The organism is Candidatus Kuenenia stuttgartiensis, assembly GCF_900232105.1.
GTDB lineage: Bacteria > Planctomycetota > Brocadiia > Brocadiales > Brocadiaceae > Kuenenia > Kuenenia stuttgartiensis_A.
The window spans coordinates 418,698-437,967 of record NZ_LT934425.1; the positions used below are offsets into that span (position 1 = coordinate 418,698).

Consider the following 19,270-nt stretch of genomic DNA (forward strand, 5'->3'; position numbering starts at 1 on the left):
GGATAGGCCAAGGGGTGATCGTATTACAATTGTAGTTTCTTTTTTATTAATTATAGTATCTTCCAAAAAAAAGGGGTAACATTAATCAATGATAATGTCACCCCTCTTTATAATCCACCTGAAAGAAACTCAGAAACAATTTATTTTTCTGCTATTTCATAATCCGATTTACTATTCATCTTCATCCTCATCTTCATCCTCGTCAACATCTTCGTCCTCTTCGTCCTCTTCGTCGTCTTCGTCCTCTTCCGCCATTTTCCCTTCTATTTTTTCCTTCACCTCAGCTCTTTTTGTTTCTATCTTCTCTTTAATATCCTTCTTTTTCGTTTCTATTTCTTCCTTCACTTCAGATCTCTTCATTTCAACATCTTCTTTTATTTTTGCCCTTTTTTCTTCTACAACCTCTATAGGTTCATCACGTCTCTTTCTTACCTCTGCTTTTTTTACTTCCTGTTCAATCTTTTTTTCTTTAGCCTTTACTTTATTTTCTGCCTTTTTCTTTTCAATTTTTGCTTTTTTCCTCGCGCGCTTCTCATCCGGAGATAACTTCTTATATTCATCCTTCTCCAATTCTTCGTAAGTCTTAGCATCCACTTTATTAACTACCGGACTTTGCAACCATAAAAGTGAAAACATAAAAGTTGCAAATACAACAAAAAAAACGTTCCTCATTATAACTCCTTCTAAATAGTACATTTTTGAAACCAAAGGGATTCACATCCCTATTTTTTCAATATTTAAGCCGACATAGCCAGAACCAAACAAACACAAAAACAGTCCTTAATCTGCAATCTGCAATTTGCCGACTGCCGACTGTAGATTGCTGACTGCGGAAGGCGTAATTAAACATTTTGCCAAAAAGCACGCACTGACGAATGGAAGTGTGCAAAGAAATTACTGATACTGATAAGAGTCTGATATGCTTTCAAATGCTATAGAAATCAACAAATATTGTCAAGTGGTATCTCCAGATATAACTTGTGTAGATTAGGCTCATGGTTTGGGAACGCTCTGTATTTTTCTATAAAAAGGTATTATACTTTTACTTCCATATGCATTGTTATATCAACCGGAAAGAATTGCTCCTCGATGAGCGTGATTGTTTAACTTCTCTCATGCCTGCCGTTATGAATAAACAAAACGAAATAACAAAATGGCTTCCTGTTACCAAAAAAGAAGTGGAAATGCGGGGATGGGGCCAACTGGACGTCATTCTTATATCAGGCGACGCATACGTTGACCATCCGGCATTTGGAGCTGCGGTGATAGGCAGGATTATCGAAAAAGAAGGATACAGGGTTGCAATTATTCCTCAACCAAATTGGCGTGACGATCTGCATGATTTCAAAATACTTGGCGCACCGGTATATTTTTTCGGGGTAACCTCTGGTTGTATGGACTCTATGGTGAACCATTACACTGCCAACAAAAGGCTCCGTTCCACGGATGCTTACAGCCCTGGCGGAAAAACAGGGTTGCGCCCTAACTATGCCGCCGTCACGTATACAAAAATATTGAAATCTCTCTACCCCGATGTCCCCGTCATCATTGGCGGTATTGAAGCTTCCTTACGAAGGGTGACGCACTATGATTACTGGTCGGACAAACTGATGCCTTCTCTTCTTGAAACAAGCGGAGCCGATTTACTGGTGTATGGAATGGGAGAAATGCCCGTGAGAGAAATCCTTAAACTTTTAAAAAAAGGGGTACCCCTCCACCAACTGACTATGGTGAAACAAACGGCTTATCTCCGGAATCAAGGCAACGGCATGCCAAAAAACAAGCATTGGAACGACATTTATATACATTCCCACCAGAAATGTTTGGAAGATAAAAAGGCATTCGCCGCAAATTTTAAACAAATAGAACAGGAATCAAATAAGGTTTTTGCCGACCGCATTATCCAAACTATTGGAGAAAAAACGCTGATTATCAATCCGCCATTTCAAACAATGACCGAAGAAGAAATTGACGCTTCTTTCGAACTGCCTTACACAAGACTCCCCCATCCGATATATAAAACGCTTGGCGCTATTCCCGCGTATGAAATGATTAAATTTTCGATCAACACGCATCGCGGATGTTTCGGCGGATGCAGTTTTTGCACCATCTCTGCGCATCAGGGAAAGTTCATTGCCAGCCGTTCACAGTCTTCTATTATGAGAGAAGTGGAACAGGTAACCAACATGCCGGATTTCAAAGGCTATATTTCAGACCTTGGCGGCCCATCCGCCAACATGTATAAAATGAAAGGCAGAATACAGGAAATATGTGATAAATGCATCCGCCCTTCATGCATTTATCCCGCTGTTTGTGACAATCTCAATACAAACCATTCTCCGATAACCGAAATTTATCGCAAAGCCGATGCGCATCCAAAGGTGAAAAAGGCATTTGTAGGCAGCGGCATCCGGCACGATTTATTGACAAAAAGCTATAATAAAAAAGCCGACACATCCATTTACGACTATTTGGAACAGCTTTTAACCCGGCATGTTTCCGGGAGGTTAAAAGTTGCCCCTGAACATACTTCCCCGACAATCCTTAAATTGATGAGAAAACCGTCATTTGAACATTTTAAGGAATTTAAAAAGCTATTTGACCGTATTGATAAACAACACGGACTCAATCAACAGCTTGTCCCCTACCTCATCTCCAGCCACCCGGGATGCACGGAAGACGACATGGCAACCCTTGCCGCAGAAACCAGGGAACTCGGATTCCATCTGGAACAGGTGCAGGATTTTACTCCCACACCCATGACCGTTGCAACCGTCATGTACTACTCCGGCTACCATCCCTATACGCTTAAAGAATATTACGTACCCAGATCAATCCGTGAAAAAAAGGAACAGCATCGTTTCTTTTTCTGGTATAAGAAAGAAAATCAGGATTGGTTAAGGAAGAAACTTTTTGCGTTGAAAAAACCGGATTTGCTCAAAAGGCTTTTCCCCTTCGGGAAAACAAAATCACACCCGCAAACAAAACCCATCAGTGAAATAATGTCCCACAGACCGCCTAAACAAAAGCAGCGAAGGGATGCGTTCTAATCTGGTGGGTGCACTCCGATTTACCCATCATTACATACAAATGATGGTTCTCACGCGGGTTTTAGGCCTTGTAGCCTGCCCCCAGGTTTATGCAGTCAATTTCCGAAAAGAGGGATACGTGGGAAGGAACAACCTGGAAATCACTACGAATAAGACAGTTTTAATGCAATTATTCCTGCCACTATCAGCAGTACCGATACTATCCTCAAAATATTTGCCGGGTCTTTGAACATAATTATGCCAATAATAAATGCGCCAACAGCGCCAATTCCGGTCCAAATAGCATATGCCGTACCCATCGGTATTGTCTTTTGCGCCAACCACAAGAATGCGCCGCTGAAACCCATAGACGTAACAGCAAATATAACACACATAACTTTGTGCTCTGTTGTCTGTGAAAGCTTTAAGCCCAGCGGCCAACCTATCTCAAATAAACCCGCAATAATCAGATATATCCAGGCCATTATCGCTTACCTCTTATTTTTCGGCTGATAAAAAACGGTATCGCATAACGCAGCGCACTACCGGCGGGTAATAAACCGCAGGGCAATTGCGGCCAGGTTACAGCGCATTGTCACGCATTCAATCTCGTTCCCAAGCTCCACAAACCTTGCCAAAATGGAGATTTTACCCTATTTTGCGATATTCACTCCACATTTTAATGGAAAACAGTACTTGTGAAACAAGGATAACAAAACTTGGAATTTCAGCAACTGGAATCCCGATATTATTTGTTATTTGGAAATTGTTATTTGTAATTTGCAATTTGTTATTTATAACACTATTGATACGGAGAATTGAAACAGATGTTTATGCAGTTGTCTCGCCTATCCTGCTCACGGTCAAAAGCCGTAAACAACACAAAACGTTTCGTTTCACTTGTACACAATTGAACCAGAAATGAATGGATTTAGGCTGCTTAGCAGTTCTGCCTCACAATGACACACGGGGATTAACTTAGTTATCTATTTGCAAATGCAAGCATTATGACCACTGCAACCCTGCAGCCCGTATAAATATTATGAAAATTCTTATACGCACACTTATCAATCACTATGCCACTGCTTGAACTAACAGAAAAAAACCTGAATAAGAATATCTTAAGACTCTGCATACCAGTCGCTATTGAAAACTTGCTCCATATGAGCGTTTTTATTTCTGACACTATAATGGTAGGCAGGCTCGGAACAGACGCCATTGCCGCTGCAGGTCTGGCTGGCTCCTTATTCTTTTTCATCTCCCTGGTCACCACCTCTTTGAGCTATGGCGCTTCAAGCATCGTGGCAAGACACATTGGCGCAAAGGAAAAAGACCATGCGCAACTTGTGGCGTCACAGGCGCTCCTCATTGCACTCTTTATGGGAGTACTCATCTCGCCGTTCCTGATATATTTCGCAAGGACTATTTTTATCCTGATGAGTGCGGAGCCAAAAGTAGCGGATATTGGAGAGAGGTATTTTCAAATTGTCTCCGGTTTTTTAGTTTTTCGCCTCATTATTTTTGTAAGCAGCGACATCCTTCGGGGCGCGGGGGACACCAAAACGCCAATGAAAGTGACTTTCATCGTTAACTGTTTTAATATCTTATTCAACTGGTTGCTTATTTTCGGAATAGGGCCATTTCCCATGCTTGGTGTGGCAGGTGTGGGATGGGCAACCGCAATTTCATTTGCGACCGGAGCGGGTTTGCTGTTGTCAAGGCTTTTCAGTGGAAAATGCATCGTGCACCTTCAATACAACACTATAAAAAAACTACACGTTGCCTCTATCAGGAGGATTATTCATATTTCATTTCCCGCCACCATTGACGCCCTTCTCACACAAATAGGGTTTTTGTTCTTCACGAAAATTGTCGCCATACTCGGCACCGTTCCGCTGGCCGCGCATCAGATAGCCATACGCATCGAATCAATGTCGTTTATGCCTGGATTCGCCATCGCGGTATCCACCGCCACATTGGTTGGACAGAGCCTCGGTACGAATAACGTGCCTCTCGCTCTGAAAAGCATGAAACGCAGTTGCCTCTTTTCCGTTTGTTTTATGTGTTTCTTTGCCATTATTTTCATTGTTTTCCCGTCACAAATGGCAAAAATGTTTAACCCCACTCCAGATGTACTCTCTTTGGCAGTCGTGTGCATCATGATTGCCGCCATTGAGCAGCCAGCGCTGGCAATCTATATGGTTTTTTCCGGTGGGCTACGCGGGGCGGGAGACACATTAAGCCCGATGCTCATAACCATTGCCGGTACACTGTGCCTGCACCTTCCCTTTGCCTACCTGTTTGGAATCAAACTTGGATGGGGATTGGGAGGCGTATGGCTGGGAGCGGCAATCGACTGGATATGCCGCGCCATTGCTATCTTCATTCTCTATAAAAGAGGCAGATGGAAAACCATTATCGTATAAACAATAGTCACCGTTCACAGGGTTTAAGTTATTGCTAAAATGGTACTTAATAAATTATGAATTTATCACAAAAAAATTGAATTGCTAAAGCGCTTATTTTCTGCGCATTAAATTTTTGGTAACAAGCGCATCTTTAGTATCTCGCATTTCGTGCTTGCTTAAAAACTCTAGTTCCCAGGTTCCGGCTTGGTAACGAGAAGGAATCCACCCCCTGCACCCCCGCCAGCGGGGGACACTCTCACCCTTTGGAGGGGATAAGGGGGAGGATTTTGGAATTTGTTTCGGATTTCGTACTTCGAATTTCGTATTTTTTATTTCCTGCTTCTTTGGTTCTGGCTATGCCAGTTTAGGAATAACTTTATCTCACATTGAAATACCATTTATACCAGTCGGTAAATTTTTTCAAACCTGTTTCAATTGGTGTCGCGGGTTTAAAACCAACGTCTTTTATCAGTTCATCAACATTTGCGTACGTAACGGGAACATCTCCCGGCTGCATGGGGAGCATTTTTTTCACTGCTTTTTTCCCCAAGTACTCCTCTAATATCGCAACAAACCTAAGGAGTTCCACCGGTTTATTATTACCTATATTGTACACCCTGTAAGGAGCATTACTGGTGGCGGGGTCGGGATTCTCTCCGTCCCAATCAGGATTTTTACAAGGTATCCTCATCATAACCTTTACTACTCCTTCAACAATATCATCAATATAGGTAAAATCACGTTTCATTTTTCCATGATTAAATATATTGATCGGTTTTCCTTCGATAATTGCCTTCGTGAAGAGAAAGTAAGCCATATCCGGCCTTCCCCAAGGACCGTACACTGTGAAAAAACGCAGTCCCGTGCAGGGGATGTTGTATATGCCGGAATAGGTATGCGCCATAAGTTCATTGGCTTTTTTGGTTGCCGCATATAAAGAAGCGGGGTGGTCCACGTTGTGATGTTCGGAAAAGGGAATTTTTGTGTTCTTTCCGTAAACAGAGCTGGAAGATGCGTAAACAAGATGTTGTACGTTATTCTGCCTGCAACCCTCCAGTATATTGATGAATCCGACTATATTGCTATCAATATATGCGTGTGGATTAATGAGAGAATATCTTACCCCGGGTTGTGCGGCAAGATTGATAACACCATCAAACTTTTCTTTTTTAAAAATTAATAAGAGGGCGTCTTTATCAATTATGTCCAACGTATGAAAAGAAAATTGTTTGTTATTTATAAGTTGTTTAACCCTATCATGTTTCAATGTTGTATCATAATAATCATTTATGTTATCGATACCCGTAACATTGAATCCTGATGCTAATAATTTTTTTGAAACATAGTAACCAATAAACCCTGCCGCTCCGGTGACAAGTATCTTTTTCATCCGAAAATACCTCTGTGTTAAATTTATAAAGTATGATTCGTTAAATAGTTTCAACCATTATTGTAGAGACGCACGGCCATGCGTCTCTACTTAACCAAGTAGATGTTGACATTATCCATTTAGTTTTTTTATTATACCGCTATCATAAATCTCAACCCTAACTATCTTTTAGCAAATTTACCTCCTACTCACGGGAGTCATTCTTAATATAGAAAAGAATAGTGCAATCATGTTGTTTCGCAATAAAAAATTAAGAAATTCAGACCCTGACTATAGTGCCAAAATTAAATATTCTACTGAAATGCTTGCTGTTTCGGAAGATAGTACAATTGAAACTGCTTTTGAATTTATCCGTGACAGTAAGCTCGCTGGTAATATTTTTTATTGCTATGCCACTGATAGTGAAGGAAAATTGACGGGCATAATACCTTTAAGAAAACTTATCACTTCTCCCAAAAAAGCAAAGATTTCTGATATTATGATACGCAACCCCATCAAACTATTCATGGAAACTTCTTTAGATACAGCGCTTGAATATTTTTTAATGTATAAATTCCTGGCCTTCCCTGTTGTTGACGAACAAGGAAAACTTATTGGCGTTACACGGGTTAATAATTTAATAGAAGACACAATAGCAATTGAAGAGGATGTGACGCGGGCACGGGATGACCTGCTCAATATAATCGGTATAAAACTTGAAGAATTTCGAAAACCTTCTGTTTTCAAAAGCACCTTTTTACGATTCCCCTATTTACTTTTTAACATTCTGAGCGGAATTACTTGTGCGCTGATTGCAAACCTGTTCAGCGTCACCTTAAACAAGTTTATTTTTATCGCATTCTTTATAACGGTAATTTTAGGTCTTGCAGAAAGTATGGGCACGCAGGCAGTTGCGGTTACTCTTTCTTCATTTGGAAGAACTATAAAAATGAAAGGGATTGTTCTTTACGAGATACGCATCGGTTTCAAAATAGGCGCTCTGTGCGGCGGAATCATGTACCTGGTGTCTTTTTTCTGGCTACATGAACAGGTATTCTCTATAGTCCTGTCTCTTACAATCCTATTTACCATCGTTACCGCTTCTTTCCTTGGATGTATTTTACCGATACTCTTTAAGAAGATGGGTATTAATCCAACCCATGCCTCGTGCCCACTTGTATTGGCAATTTCCGATATCATTTCGCTGACCACATATTTTTCGCTCGGGACATATCTTCTTAAACCGTAGTGAGGGCTGAAGCGATACCCGCGAAACGTTGACAGTCATTGTATTAAAGAAATACCAGAAATAAACAGACAAAATGGATATAATATCAATTTTAACCGGCCTAATAGCAGGGCTTTCAGTTTCCTACATCATTTTCTATTTGCTAAACAAGGCAAAAAGTGTTTCTAAAACAGCCTATGAAACATTAAATGCGAAATTCCATGAAACAAATACACAATGGAAGGTTTCAGAGGACAGGCTTTTAGTGCAACAACTGGAATATTCAAAATTGAATACAAAGTATGAATCAGCAGCAATAGAGCTTACAGGACTTCAATCCAAATCCTCTTCATTGGAAACAACAGTTAAAAACAATGAATTGAGAATTGCTGAACTTTCAAAGGTGATGGCAGAGCAAACGACCTTAAACACATCTCTGCAAAATGAAATCAATTCATTAAAGCAGAAAATCGCCGAAGGAAATGCAACTAATAATTCGTTGAAAGAAAATTTGAAATCTCAGAAAGAACTCAATCAAAAACAAGCAGACGCATTAGTCCAACTATCAGACAAAATAACGAAAATAACCGCCGAGAACAGCACACTGACTGCCAAAAATTCTGCACTAACGGAAAAACTATCGACTCAAAAAGAAGAGATCACTAAAATGCAGGAAACCTCTCATTTGCAATTTGAAAAGATGGCAAATCAAATTCTGGAAGAAAAATCCGGTAAATTTACCGAAACAAATAAAACAAACATTGAAGCTCTTTTAAAGCCGCTTGGTGAAAATATCGACAACTTCAAAAAGAAAGTTGAAGAAACGTATGACAAGGAGTCTAAGCAACGATTTTCACTTGAAGAGAAAGTCAAGGAATTAGTGGAACAAACAAATAAAGTAAGCAGTGAGGCTAATAATCTTGCGACGGCACTTAAAGGTCAGGCGAAAAAGCAGGGTAACTGGGGTGAAATGATTCTTGAAAGTATCTTGCAAAAATCAGGATTGGTAAAAGACAGAGAATACTTTTTACAACAGACAATAAAAGACGAAGGGGGAAACAGTTTAAGACCCGATGTCATGGTGAAACTTCCCGACAACAGAGTAATAATTATCGATTCAAAAGTATCATTAGTCTCTTACGACAGGTTTTCATCAGCAGAGACAACCGACGAACAAACAATTCATTTGGCTGAGCATTTGAAATCAATCTATGGGCACATAGACGATCTGCACGGAAAAAAATATGATGCCCTTGAGGGTTCATTAGACTTTACAATGATGTTTGTTCCTATTGAGCCTGCATATTTAATATCCATTCAAAAGGATCAAGACCTTTGGACATACGCTTATGAAAAAAGGATACTACTCATTAGTCCAACAAATTTAATTGCCTGCTTAAAGTTAATGGCTGATTTATGGAAAAGAGAGATGCAAAGTAAAAACGCAATGGAAATAGTAAGAAGAGGGGATTTACTCTATGAAAAATTTGTAACATTCGTTTCAACTCTGGAAGATGTTGGAAAACATATTAATAAATCCCAACAATCATACAATGCAGCCATTGGACAACTCAATAGTGGAAGCGGCAATTTAATTGGACAAGCATTAAAACTCAAAAATCTGGGATTAAAATCAAATAAAGAAATTCCGGCAGCTATGTTGCCGACAGACTTTGAACCGGAACAAAACAAGCACGAAATAATAACTGCGAAATCCGAAACAACTTCTAATGACAAAATTATTTGAAATTCTAAACGCGCGTAACAATTTAGTATTTTGGAAAATTCCAACAATGTAGTGAGACGAGGTTAGTCGCACTACAAATTTTGTACTTCGTATTGTTGCCTGCCTGTATGTGGTCGCACGCAGACAGGAAGTTTTGGATTTGTTTTGAATTTTATGCTTTGTAATTAGAATTTGCTTCGGATTTTGTGTTTCGGATTTCACAATTACCGCGGCCCTCTATCATTAAACAGCTTCAATTGATGGTAGTCTTCTTTTGCGTCATGGTCCGGTTCTGGTTTTCCGTTCTCAACCATCTTAACGTCGATTACCTCATAACTGCTCAACCGATTGCCTCTTGCCTTCCATCCTTTGACATCCACAAGGTTATTCAAAGACGCAACTTCACTTCGTTTTTCTTTTTTACGTCCGAAAACGCTGTGTATCTCTGCTTTAGGGTCTGCATCCGTTGTGACAACTGCCGGAAAACTACCTTCACTTTCTCCAATGAATGAGAAGACACGGCCAACAACATCTGATTCTGTTTTAAAGCGTTTTATGTAGTAATTTTTTGATTCTCCGTCAAAATACACCGCGGTAATAATGGTTTCAGGGTTATATTTTTCAAGTATGTCAATTTTTTCATTATCATAATGATTTGTCAGTTCAAAGGTCGTCAACTCCAATGCGCCATCCTTGTATATCACCAGTATCCTGTCTTCCCCTTCAAATTTGCCCAAATATTTCCCACGGTTTTCACTATTAAGCCTTCCAACCGTCTCGTCATACCAGATATCAATCCCGCCGAGGGTAGAAGTTCCGGCTTTTTTATGAAGTATCTTGCGAACCGGATATTTTGTAAGCCTGTTCCCGATAGAAGCACGTCCCTTCACGGCAAGACCGGCAAAGTCATAGTCAAATGTCAGTTTGCGGGCAGCGCTTTTCGTGCTGAGTGCCACCGTTACTTCCTCTGATTCGCTGTTTGGGTTTGCGCTGAAATAAAGTACCTTTGAGCCTTTTTTCCCCTGCGACAGGTTGTAGGATTTATCGTACGTAATGGAAGTGACTGCAAAACGTTTCACATAAACGGGACCGTCTTTTCCATCCTGATATATCATGTGGTATATCATGCGTGCGTCGTTTTTTTTCCATACCTGGGCATGTATAATATCTTTTCCGACAAATGCTTTTTCCGATACCCGTGTAACCATAAAGGTACAGTCCGACAGGAAAACAATGATGTCGTCAATATCAGAACAATCGCCAATGTACTCTTCTTTCCTGAGGCCATAGCCTATAAAACCATCCATCCTGTTAATATACAGTTTTTGATTGGCCTGGGCAACCTGTGCAACATGAATAGTTTCAAAGTTGCGGATTTGTGTTTTTCTTTCCCGACCCTTTCCGTATTTTTTAATCAGATTTTCAAACCAGGCAATAGCGTACTCGGTAAGATGCTTTAAATCATATTCAACCTGTTTGATTTCGACTTCCAGTGCCTTAATAGCCTCGTTGGCCTTAAAGGAATCGAAGCGGGAAATGCGTTTAATTTTTATTTCGGTGAGACTGACGATATCTTCCTCATTTATTTCACGTTGAAAATGTTTTTTATAAGGCATCAAACCTTTATCAATGGCGGCAATCACCCCTTCCCATGTTTCACATTCTTCGATATCCCTGTAAATGCGCTTCTCAATAAATATTTTCTCCAGTGAAGAAAAATGCCATGCTTCCCGCAGTTCGCCAAGTTTAATCTCCAGCTCGCGTTTCAAAAGACCTACGGTGTGTTTTGCAGATATTTTCAGGATTTCATTCACACCGAGAAACCTTGGTTTTTCATCTATAATGACGCATGCGTTGGGCGATATGGATATTTCACAATCAGTAAAGGCGTACAGTGCGTCAATAGTGACATCGGGAGAGACATTTGGCGGGAGTTCAACAACTATCTCCACATCCTTTGCGGTATTGTCCACCACTCTTTTGATTTTTATCTTGCCGTTTTCATTTGCTTTTACGATGGAATCCATAACGTTAGCCGTGGTAGTCGTGTAAGGAATACTGCGGATAACCAGGGTTTTCTTCTCCAATATCTCTATTTTTGCCCGAACGTTGATTCTGCCGCCGCGCAACCCTTCGTTATAATTGCTGAAGTCCGCCATACCTCCCGTGGGAAAGTCCGGCAGGAGATTTACTTCTTTCCCGCGCAGTGTGTCTATTGATGCTTCAAGCAATTCAATAAAATTGTGGGGCATAATCCTTGTAGCAAGACCTACGGCAATACCTTCAGCGCCTTGTGCCAGCAGCAACGGAAATTTCATGGGCAAAAGCACAGGCTCTTTCTTTCTGCCATCATATGAAAGCTGCCATTCGGTGGTTTGATTGTTAAAAGCCACTTCAAGGGCGAATTTTGAAAGACGCGCTTCGATATAACGAGGAGCGGCTGCGGAGTCACCCGTCGAAATATCGCCCCAGTTCCCCTGCGTCTCAATCAGAAGGTCTTTTTGTCCCAAATTAACCAGCGCTTCACCAATAGCGGCGTCTCCATGTGGATGGTACTGCATGGTATGGCCAATAATATTGGCTGCTTTATTAAAGCGTCCGTCGTCCATCTGTTTCATCGAATGTAAAATACGGCGCTGAACGGGCTTTAATCCGTCAAGCAACGCAGGAACTGCCCTTTCCAGGATTACATACGATGCGTATTCAAGAAACCAGTTGCTGTACATTTCCGAAACATGAAGCGCCTCATGGATGACGCCATTTGCTTCAGAAGAACTTTTAAACATTTTATTATTAACCATACTCTTAAGCTACATTCTTCTCAACGGACAGGTTCTCGATAATAAATGTTTGCCGGTCAGGGGTATTTTTCCCCATATAGTAGCTCAGCGTCTGAACAATTGAATCTTTTTGTCCAAGCACTAAAGGCTGCAGACGAATATTTTCGCCAATAAATTGTCCAAATTCATTTGGCGATATCTCTCCCAAGCCTTTAAAACGCGTTATTTCAGGATTTTTACCCATCTTATTCATCGCTGCGAGTTTCTCTTCCTCGTTATAACAATACATTGTCTCATTCTTATTGCGAACACGAAACAGCGGTGTTTCAAGTATATACACGTGCCCGTTCTTCACTAAATCGGAGAAAAACTGTAAAAAGAACGTCATCAATAGCAGGCGGATGTGCATCCCGTCAACATCTGCATCGGTGGCAATAATCACGTTATTGTAGCGCAGATTTTCAATACCGTCTTCAATATTCAAAGCGTGCTGGAGCAGATTAAATTCTTCGTTTTCGTAGACCACTTTTTTGGTTAATCCAAAGCAATTAAGCGGTTTGCCCCGCAAACTGAAGATGGCCTGAGTCTCCACATTGCGCGCTTTCGTAATTGAACCGCTCGCAGAATCCCCTTCTGTAATAAAGATAGAACTTTCGTAACGTTGTTCATTCTTTTCGCTATTGTAGTGTATACGGCAATCCCGCAATTTTTTGTTATGGAGATTGGCCTTCTTTGCCCTCTGATTTGCCAGTTTCTTTATGCCGGCGATTTCTTTGCGTTCCCGCTCAGACTGCAGGATACGCTTCAAAAGCTTTTCTGCAACATCATTATGCTTATGCAGATAATCGTCCAGTTCTTTTTTCACATAATCGTTAACAAATGCACGAATGGAAATGCCGTCCGGGCTGATATTAATCGAGCCTAGTTTTGTTTTCGTCTGCGATTCAAACACCGGCTCCTGTATGCGCACACTAATAGCGCCAACAATGGAAGCCCTGATGTCAGCGGCGTCGAAATCCTTTTTATAAAACTCGCGTACCGTCCTGACTATTGCTTCACGGAAAGCGGCCAGGTGAGTACCCCCCTGGGTTGTGTGCTGTCCGTTTACAAAGGAATAGTACTCTTCGCCATACTGGTCGGCATGGGTAAAAGCAAATTCAATATCCCTGTCGCGGGAATGGATAATCGGATACCGCAGGGTCTCCGGGTCAGTTTTCCGGGTAAGTAAATCAAAAAGACCATTTTCGGAATGAATTTTCCTTCCGTTAAAGTCAATGGTCAATCCGGCATTGAGGTAGGCATAATTCCAGATTTGATTCTCAAGAAAATCGGGAATAAAACGGTAATTTTTAAATATCTTCTCATCAGGAATAAATTGTATTAATGTCCCGTTTCGATGGCTGGTCTTTTCAACCGGGAAATCTTTCGTCATATTGCCACGGGAAAACTCAACGGATTTCGCATTGCCGTCACGTATAGATTGCACCATGAAATAACCTGATAATGCATTCACCGCTTTCGTACCAATGCCATTCAACCCTACTGATTTCTGAAATGCCTCAGAATCGTATTTACCACCGGTGTTAATTTTGGCGACACAGTCGAATACTTTCCCCAGCGGGATGCCGCGCCCATAATCGCGCACCGTCACCTCATGTTCACTGATTTTAATCTCTATTGTCTTTCCGAAACCCATCACATATTCATCAATAGAGTTATCAACCACTTCCTTCACCAGCACATAGATGCCGTCATCCATAGACGACCCATCGCCAAGTTTACCAATATACATCCCGGGACGAAGACGGATATGTTCCTTCCAGTCCAGTGATTTTATATGTTCTTCCGTGTATGCTGACTTCACCATGATAAATCCTTTAAAAAAATATGATTACTACTCTGCCGGTTTAAACAGATACGTTGGAGAGTTACGATTTACGATTTGAATTTTGGGATTTGGGATTTTTTTAATCTGTGTAATCGTTCGACTGAGCTCTCGACGAAGTCTGTGAAATCTGTGGTTTCCTTTTTATTAATTCATGATTAACACATTTGCCTAAGCAATTCCCCGGGAATGCTTATATCGGTAACGACAACCTCTCCCGTATGATTTGGCCCTTCTCCCAGATAAAATCCCTTTTTGCACGCGGCAAAAGTTATCGTTTTTCCTGCCTTTATTGCAGCTCCCAATACATTGCCGGTATCACAATCTAAGCCGGATGGTATATCCACAGCTATGATTTTTTTCTTCAGTGTATTTATCCCACGAATCAATGTTGTAAACGGTTCACGCACCTCTCCGGACAATCCTGTGCCAAAGAGCGCATCAATGAGCATTGTAAAGCGTTTCAGATTATCAATGGCATCATTTACCGCCTGAAGATCAATATATTCTTTTACCGGTATCTTCATATTCAGAAGTATTCGCAGGTTTATACCGGCGTCGCTTTTCTTTGGAATATCCGTTGTTTTTGCAAAAATAAATACTTCAACCGGAATGCCTTTATTAGAAAGGTGTCTTGCTGCAACAAAACCATCCCCTCCGTTGTTGCCCTTGCCGCATACAATAGCAATTTTTTCTCTCTGCAGGTCACCGGTTTCTCTCACCACCTCCTCTGCCACAGTTCTGCCTGCATTTTCCATCAGGAGCATCCCGGGAATCTGATATTCCTCAATAGCTTTCCGGTCAAGTTCTCTCATTTCTTCACGGGTCAATGATTTCTTCATCTTAATACACCCTCAACAAATTCGTTGAACCAGGTATCCCTACCGGTACACCTCCGGTAATCGCAATGGTTTCATTTTCGCCAATGTATCCTGCTTGTTTTGCCGCCTCTATGCCTTTTTTCATCATATCATCGGTATTTTCCATTGATTCGGTAAGAATCGGTATAACACCCCACACCAATGCAAGCCTTCTGTAGGTGCATACCGAAGGAGTTACAGCAAGGATCTTCTGCCGCGGGCGATACTTTGAAATAAAACGAGCCGTACTTCCCGATTGGGTACAGGTGATAATCGTATTCATGTTTAATTCATTTGCGACCTGACACGTTGCTATGCTTATGGCGTCAGGAATAGTGGTACGGTTTTCCGGTATGCGAAATTTTTCGAATGTATTGCTTTGCGTTAAATCAGGCTCAATTTGTTTCGCAATCTTCGTTAGCATTAGCACCGCATCGGCAGGATAGCGCCCTATTGCCGACTCTTCTGAGAGCATTACCGCATCGCTTCCGTCAAGAATCGCATTTGCGACATCGGTCACCTCTGCCCGTGTGGGGCGATAGTTATTTACCATTGAAGCCAGCATTTGCGTTGCGGTAATCACTGGTTTGCCGTATCTGTTTGCAAGCCGGATAATCATTTTCTGAACGGAAGGAACTCTCTCCAGTGGTATTTCAACCCCAAGATCTCCCCGTGCAACCATAATTGCATCCGCAGTATTCACAATTTTTTCTATATTATCTACTGCCTCGTGCTTTTCAATTTTCGCGATAATTGGGATAGTTTTGCCTTTCTTCTGTATAAGGTCCCGCAATTCCGTTATATCCTCAGCGGTTTTTACAAAAGACATCGCTACGTAATCAACCCCTTGCTCTATTCCAAATTCCAGATCCTTTTTATCCTTTTCCGTTAATGAGGATACCGGCAAACTTCGTGCAGGAATATTAATTCCCTTTCGAGAGGTCAGTACCCCTCCCACAATTACCTTGCAATGAATATTTCTATCATCCTTTTGTATGACTTCTACTTCTATTTCTCCGTCACTTAACAGAAGGGTATCGCCTATAGATACATTCATGGGTAAATCTGAATAATTGATTGATATAACACGCTCATTCCCCACTATATTCCTGGTGGTAAGGGTAAATGTATCGTTTGTCTTCAAGGTAACCGCATCGCCGGAAAGCATCCCGATTCTTATCTTTGGCCCTGACAAATCCTGGAGCACGGCAACGGGTTGCATTAATTTTTCCGAAATGGCGCGAATATGGGAAATACACTCTTTGTGTTGGGATAGTTCGCCATGCGAAAAATTAAGACGTGCCACATTCATCCCGGCACATATTAACTGTTCAATCATAGCCGGAGAATTACTCGCCGGCCCAATGGTACATACTATTTTTGTTTTTCTGTAATTATTCATTTTTCACAATTGTCGAATTAGTTTAGTTTTTCAAAAAACTAAAATGTTACCCAATTATCATATTTTACAATTAAATATTTTGACAAAAAGTGCAAGGAAATAACTTTTAAGTGGGTTGTAATTCTACATGTATTTCGGGCAAACGAAAATTGTTACTTAATCTCTAAATACAGGCCTCATATTTATTTTCAATATGCTATCTTCATCCTTTTTTTCTTTTTCCCGCTCGCTTTTTCTTGCTCTCGCCTTTTCAAGTTCTCTTTCAAGCATTTTTCCAAGTTCCTTTTCTTTTTCTAGCTCTTTTTGCAATTCCTGGATAATTAAGGACGATCGCATGTATTCGCAGATCAGACAAAAATTTATAAATAAGCTTATATAAAAAACAATATCTATCATTCCCTCTTCTTTCTCATCTATAATTAGTCATTTGTCATTAGTCTCTCGTCTCTCGTTAACCGCCGATTATAGATTGCCGACAAAAGAAGTCTTATGACACAACCCCTTTATCCCTCAAACTTACATAACATCCATTCCCTACAATAATATGATCCAGGACTTTTATACCTACAATATTGCCCACTTCCTGAAGCCTCTGTGTTATTTGTATATCTTCCTTGCTTGGTTCAGGGTCACCGGAAGGGTGGTTATGCACAAAAACTACCGATGCGGCAGATTCTTTAATAGCAGGGCTAAATACCTCCCGCGGATGCACAATGCTGAGTGTTAAACTCCCTATGGAAATAGTCAATTCTTTTATGATCCGGTTTTTATTGTCTAGTAATGTAATAAGAAAATATTCCTGCTTCTTTTCCCTCAACCTTTCGTGAAAATGATGGAAAATATCGCTGCTCTTTTTAAATTGTTGCGCCGTTTTTACCGGAATGGTAGAAAATCGTCTCGCAATGGCAAGCGAGGCCTTGATTTGCGCTGCACGGGCAGGGCCTATGCCTTTCACCTTGCATAGTTCACCTATTGAAATAGCACTTAATGCTCGAAAATCACCATAGTCAGAAAGAAGTTTCTTCGCTAAATCAATGGCGCTATATTCCTGCGTTCCATCGCGGATTATGATGCCTAAAAGCTCCGCATCGGTTAAATGTTCTTCACTGCCCTGGATTAGCCTTTCACGTGGGCGTTCGTTGAGAGGCAATTGTTTTATTGTAGGGCGTTTACTTTTTTCCTGCATTTTTTTGTAGACGATAACTTTTCAATTATTCCGGCCGGCAAAAATGAATGGACATGTATTTTAGCAACACTTTAGTTTTTTGAAAAACTCCAACAATCGTATTATCTTAAATGCGTTCACACCCAAATGGGCAAATGCTTCGCCTCTACTTTTTCAAAAAAACTAAAGTGTTACGTAATTCTAAGCGAAAAAATATTTAATTACAAAACAATGACGGTTTATAGTAAAATCAGTCTTGTTGTTTGTATATAACAACAACCATCACGCTTCGCAAGAACTATTTTTCAGGAGTTCCTATGCATAGTAACACAACATTTACCGCCATTGCCCACCGGCAACATAATGACGAACGGCACAATGTTTTAATAAAAGAAGCCTTGTCCCTCGGCTGCGAACAAGCCTTTTTTATACACCCCGATGTGATAAGCATTGCACGATGGGTTCAATTAAAATGTAAATACGGCTGCAGCGAATACAATAAAAAACTAACATGCCCCCCACATTCCCCTGCTTATGATGAAATGAAAGAAATTCTGAAAGAATACAGCAATGCATTGCTCTTGCATGGCCACCTGAGCTGGCAAATGAGATATATGATAACAAAAATTGAAGAAAAGGCTTTCTCCCTGGGATTTTACAAAGCTTTTGGACTAGGAGCAGGCCCATGCCAATTATGCGAACAATGCGATGCTGCTTCAACATGCATTCGCACGGAGGAAGCCAGGCCATCAATGGAAGCATGCGGCATTGATGTATATCAGACTGTAAGAAACCTTAATCTTAAAATAGAAACACTCACGAGTAAAACCGACGAAGTGAATATATATGGCCTGGTTTTGTTAGAATAAATTATAGGGAAGGGAGATTACTATGCTGTCAGAAATTATGAAAAAAGCAGTAAACCTTGGTTTTGGCGCAATGCTTGTAACGAAAGAAAATGCAAACGAACTCATTGAAGAAATGGTGCGAAAAGGCGAAATCCAAAAGGATGAAACCCTCGCGCAAGTAAAAGAAATACTGAAGAAAATCCTTCCCAGCAAAGAAGAGATTGAAACACGGACGGAAGAATTAGTAGAAAAAATACTCCACAAGCTTGACATACCGACACGGCACGAACTCCAGGAAATGCAAAAAAAACTTGAAGCTATTTTGAAAGAATTAGACATCAAGGAAAAGAAGTAAGGGACTTGGAATTTTCTATTCTATAGTAGCAGTCGGCAGATTTAGGACTGTGGACTAGGGTGGCAAGGACAAACCCTGTTTTTCAGTGTTGAACTCTCACTCCGTTGTCTATGAAGCATCCATTTTGAAATGTGGATATGCAACGACGGCAGGGGCGAAGCATTTGCCAGTTTGGCTATGAACGCATCTATGACAATTTGTAGCAAATGCTTCGC

15 protein-coding genes are annotated in these 19,270 nt (G+C 40.8%); 6 read left to right on the top strand and 9 right to left on the bottom strand.

The window, feature by feature from the left end:
- Positions 1 to 171: 171 nt before the first annotated feature.
- Positions 172 to 708, bottom strand: coding sequence for a hypothetical protein (locus KSMBR1_RS21465; protein ID WP_169702852.1), 537 nt, complete (start codon positions 706 to 708; stop codon positions 172 to 174).
- Between the two features lie 419 nt (positions 709 to 1,127).
- On the opposite strand from KSMBR1_RS21465, the gene KSMBR1_RS02045 reads away from it, so the two are divergent.
- Positions 1,128 to 3,050, top strand: a complete 1,923-nt coding sequence (locus tag KSMBR1_RS02045; RefSeq protein ID WP_099326944.1) for a YgiQ family radical SAM protein — start codon at positions 1,128 to 1,130, stop codon at positions 3,048 to 3,050.
- A 143-nt stretch (positions 3,051 to 3,193) separates the two neighbouring features.
- Here the strand turns inward: KSMBR1_RS02045 and KSMBR1_RS02050 are convergent, their stop codons facing one another.
- Positions 3,194 to 3,514 (bottom strand): DMT family transporter, encoded by a 321-nt coding sequence (locus KSMBR1_RS02050; RefSeq protein WP_099323834.1) that lies wholly within the window; start codon positions 3,512 to 3,514, stop codon positions 3,194 to 3,196.
- Between the two features lie 591 nt (positions 3,515 to 4,105).
- On the opposite strand from KSMBR1_RS02050, the gene KSMBR1_RS02055 reads away from it, so the two are divergent.
- Positions 4,106 to 5,455: an MATE family efflux transporter gene (locus tag KSMBR1_RS02055; protein WP_099323835.1), complete on the top strand. Its 1,350-nt coding sequence runs from the start codon at positions 4,106 to 4,108 to the stop codon at positions 5,453 to 5,455.
- 358 nt (positions 5,456 to 5,813) lie between these two features.
- Here KSMBR1_RS02055 and KSMBR1_RS02060 read toward each other — a convergent pair whose 3' ends face one another.
- A complete protein-coding gene (locus KSMBR1_RS02060; RefSeq protein ID WP_099323836.1) occupies positions 5,814 to 6,827 on the bottom strand; it encodes an NAD-dependent epimerase in 1,014 nt (337 codons plus the stop codon).
- Between the two features lie 229 nt (positions 6,828 to 7,056).
- On the opposite strand from KSMBR1_RS02060, the gene KSMBR1_RS02065 reads away from it, so the two are divergent.
- Together KSMBR1_RS02065 and KSMBR1_RS02070 are read left to right on the top strand one after the other, a co-directional pair.
- Complete coding sequence (locus KSMBR1_RS02065; RefSeq protein WP_099323837.1) at positions 7,057 to 8,055, top strand: magnesium transporter; 999 nt, start codon at positions 7,057 to 7,059, stop codon at positions 8,053 to 8,055.
- A gap of 73 nt (positions 8,056 to 8,128) precedes the next feature.
- Positions 8,129 to 9,781 (top strand): DNA recombination protein RmuC, encoded by a 1,653-nt coding sequence (locus KSMBR1_RS02070; RefSeq protein WP_099323838.1) that lies wholly within the window; start codon positions 8,129 to 8,131, stop codon positions 9,779 to 9,781.
- 203 nt (positions 9,782 to 9,984) lie between these two features.
- Here the strand turns inward: KSMBR1_RS02070 and KSMBR1_RS02075 are convergent, their stop codons facing one another.
- From KSMBR1_RS02075 to radC, 6 genes are all read right to left on the bottom strand, one after another.
- On the bottom strand, positions 9,985 to 12,561 hold the full coding sequence (locus KSMBR1_RS02075; protein ID WP_099323839.1) for a DNA gyrase/topoisomerase IV subunit A: 2,577 nt from the start codon (positions 12,559 to 12,561) through the stop codon (positions 9,985 to 9,987).
- Positions 12,562 to 12,565: 4 nt separating this feature from the next.
- A complete protein-coding gene (locus tag KSMBR1_RS02080) occupies positions 12,566 to 14,407 on the bottom strand; it encodes a DNA topoisomerase IV subunit B (RefSeq protein WP_099323840.1) in 1,842 nt (613 codons plus the stop codon).
- A 176-nt stretch (positions 14,408 to 14,583) separates the two neighbouring features.
- Positions 14,584 to 15,267 (bottom strand): NAD(P)H-hydrate epimerase, encoded by a 684-nt coding sequence (locus tag KSMBR1_RS02085; protein WP_099323841.1) that lies wholly within the window; start codon positions 15,265 to 15,267, stop codon positions 14,584 to 14,586.
- Between the two features lies 1 nt (position 15,268).
- A complete protein-coding gene (gene pyk, locus KSMBR1_RS02090; protein WP_099323842.1) occupies positions 15,269 to 16,687 on the bottom strand; it encodes a pyruvate kinase in 1,419 nt (472 codons plus the stop codon).
- A gap of 156 nt (positions 16,688 to 16,843) precedes the next feature.
- Positions 16,844 to 17,083 (bottom strand): hypothetical protein, encoded by a 240-nt coding sequence (locus tag KSMBR1_RS02095; protein WP_099323843.1) that lies wholly within the window; start codon positions 17,081 to 17,083, stop codon positions 16,844 to 16,846.
- A gap of 91 nt (positions 17,084 to 17,174) precedes the next feature.
- Positions 17,175 to 17,873, bottom strand: a complete 699-nt coding sequence (gene radC / locus KSMBR1_RS02100) for a RadC family protein (RefSeq protein WP_099323844.1) — start codon at positions 17,871 to 17,873, stop codon at positions 17,175 to 17,177.
- 296 nt (positions 17,874 to 18,169) lie between these two features.
- Between radC and KSMBR1_RS02105 the strand changes: the two genes are divergently transcribed.
- Both KSMBR1_RS02105 and KSMBR1_RS02110 read left to right on the top strand, forming a co-directional pair.
- Positions 18,170 to 18,721 carry a DUF2284 domain-containing protein gene (locus tag KSMBR1_RS02105; protein ID WP_099323845.1) on the top strand — a complete coding sequence of 184 codons (552 nt, stop codon included), beginning with the start codon at positions 18,170 to 18,172 and terminating at the stop codon, positions 18,719 to 18,721.
- A 22-nt stretch (positions 18,722 to 18,743) separates the two neighbouring features.
- Positions 18,744 to 19,055 (top strand): phasin family protein, encoded by a 312-nt coding sequence (locus KSMBR1_RS02110; RefSeq protein ID WP_099323846.1) that lies wholly within the window; start codon positions 18,744 to 18,746, stop codon positions 19,053 to 19,055.
- Positions 19,056 to 19,270: the final 215 nt, after the last annotated feature.

Coding starts and splice junctions, on each gene's coding strand:
- KSMBR1_RS02065 (WP_099323837.1), top strand. CDS start 7,057: ATGTTGTTTCGCAATAAAAAATTAAGAAATTCAGACCCTGACTATAGT.
- KSMBR1_RS02050 (WP_099323834.1), bottom strand. CDS start 3,514: ATGGCCTGGATATATCTGATTATTGCGGGTTTATTTGAGATAGGTTGG.
- KSMBR1_RS02045 (WP_099326944.1), top strand. CDS start 1,128: ATGAATAAACAAAACGAAATAACAAAATGGCTTCCTGTTACCAAAAAA.
- KSMBR1_RS02080 (WP_099323840.1), bottom strand. CDS start 14,407: ATGGTGAAGTCAGCATACACGGAAGAACATATAAAATCACTGGACTGG.
- KSMBR1_RS02095 (WP_099323843.1), bottom strand. CDS start 17,083: ATGATAGATATTGTTTTTTATATAAGCTTATTTATAAATTTTTGTCTG.
- radC (WP_099323844.1), bottom strand. CDS start 17,873: ATGCAGGAAAAAAGTAAACGCCCTACAATAAAACAATTGCCTCTCAAC.
- KSMBR1_RS02055 (WP_099323835.1), top strand. CDS start 4,106: ATGCCACTGCTTGAACTAACAGAAAAAAACCTGAATAAGAATATCTTA.
- KSMBR1_RS02075 (WP_099323839.1), bottom strand. CDS start 12,561: ATGGTTAATAATAAAATGTTTAAAAGTTCTTCTGAAGCAAATGGCGTC.
- pyk (WP_099323842.1), bottom strand. CDS start 16,687: ATGAATAATTACAGAAAAACAAAAATAGTATGTACCATTGGGCCGGCG.
- KSMBR1_RS02060 (WP_099323836.1), bottom strand. CDS start 6,827: ATGAAAAAGATACTTGTCACCGGAGCGGCAGGGTTTATTGGTTACTAT.
- KSMBR1_RS02105 (WP_099323845.1), top strand. CDS start 18,170: ATGCATAGTAACACAACATTTACCGCCATTGCCCACCGGCAACATAAT.
- KSMBR1_RS02085 (WP_099323841.1), bottom strand. CDS start 15,267: ATGAAGAAATCATTGACCCGTGAAGAAATGAGAGAACTTGACCGGAAA.
- KSMBR1_RS02070 (WP_099323838.1), top strand. CDS start 8,129: ATGGATATAATATCAATTTTAACCGGCCTAATAGCAGGGCTTTCAGTT.
- KSMBR1_RS02110 (WP_099323846.1), top strand. CDS start 18,744: ATGCTGTCAGAAATTATGAAAAAAGCAGTAAACCTTGGTTTTGGCGCA.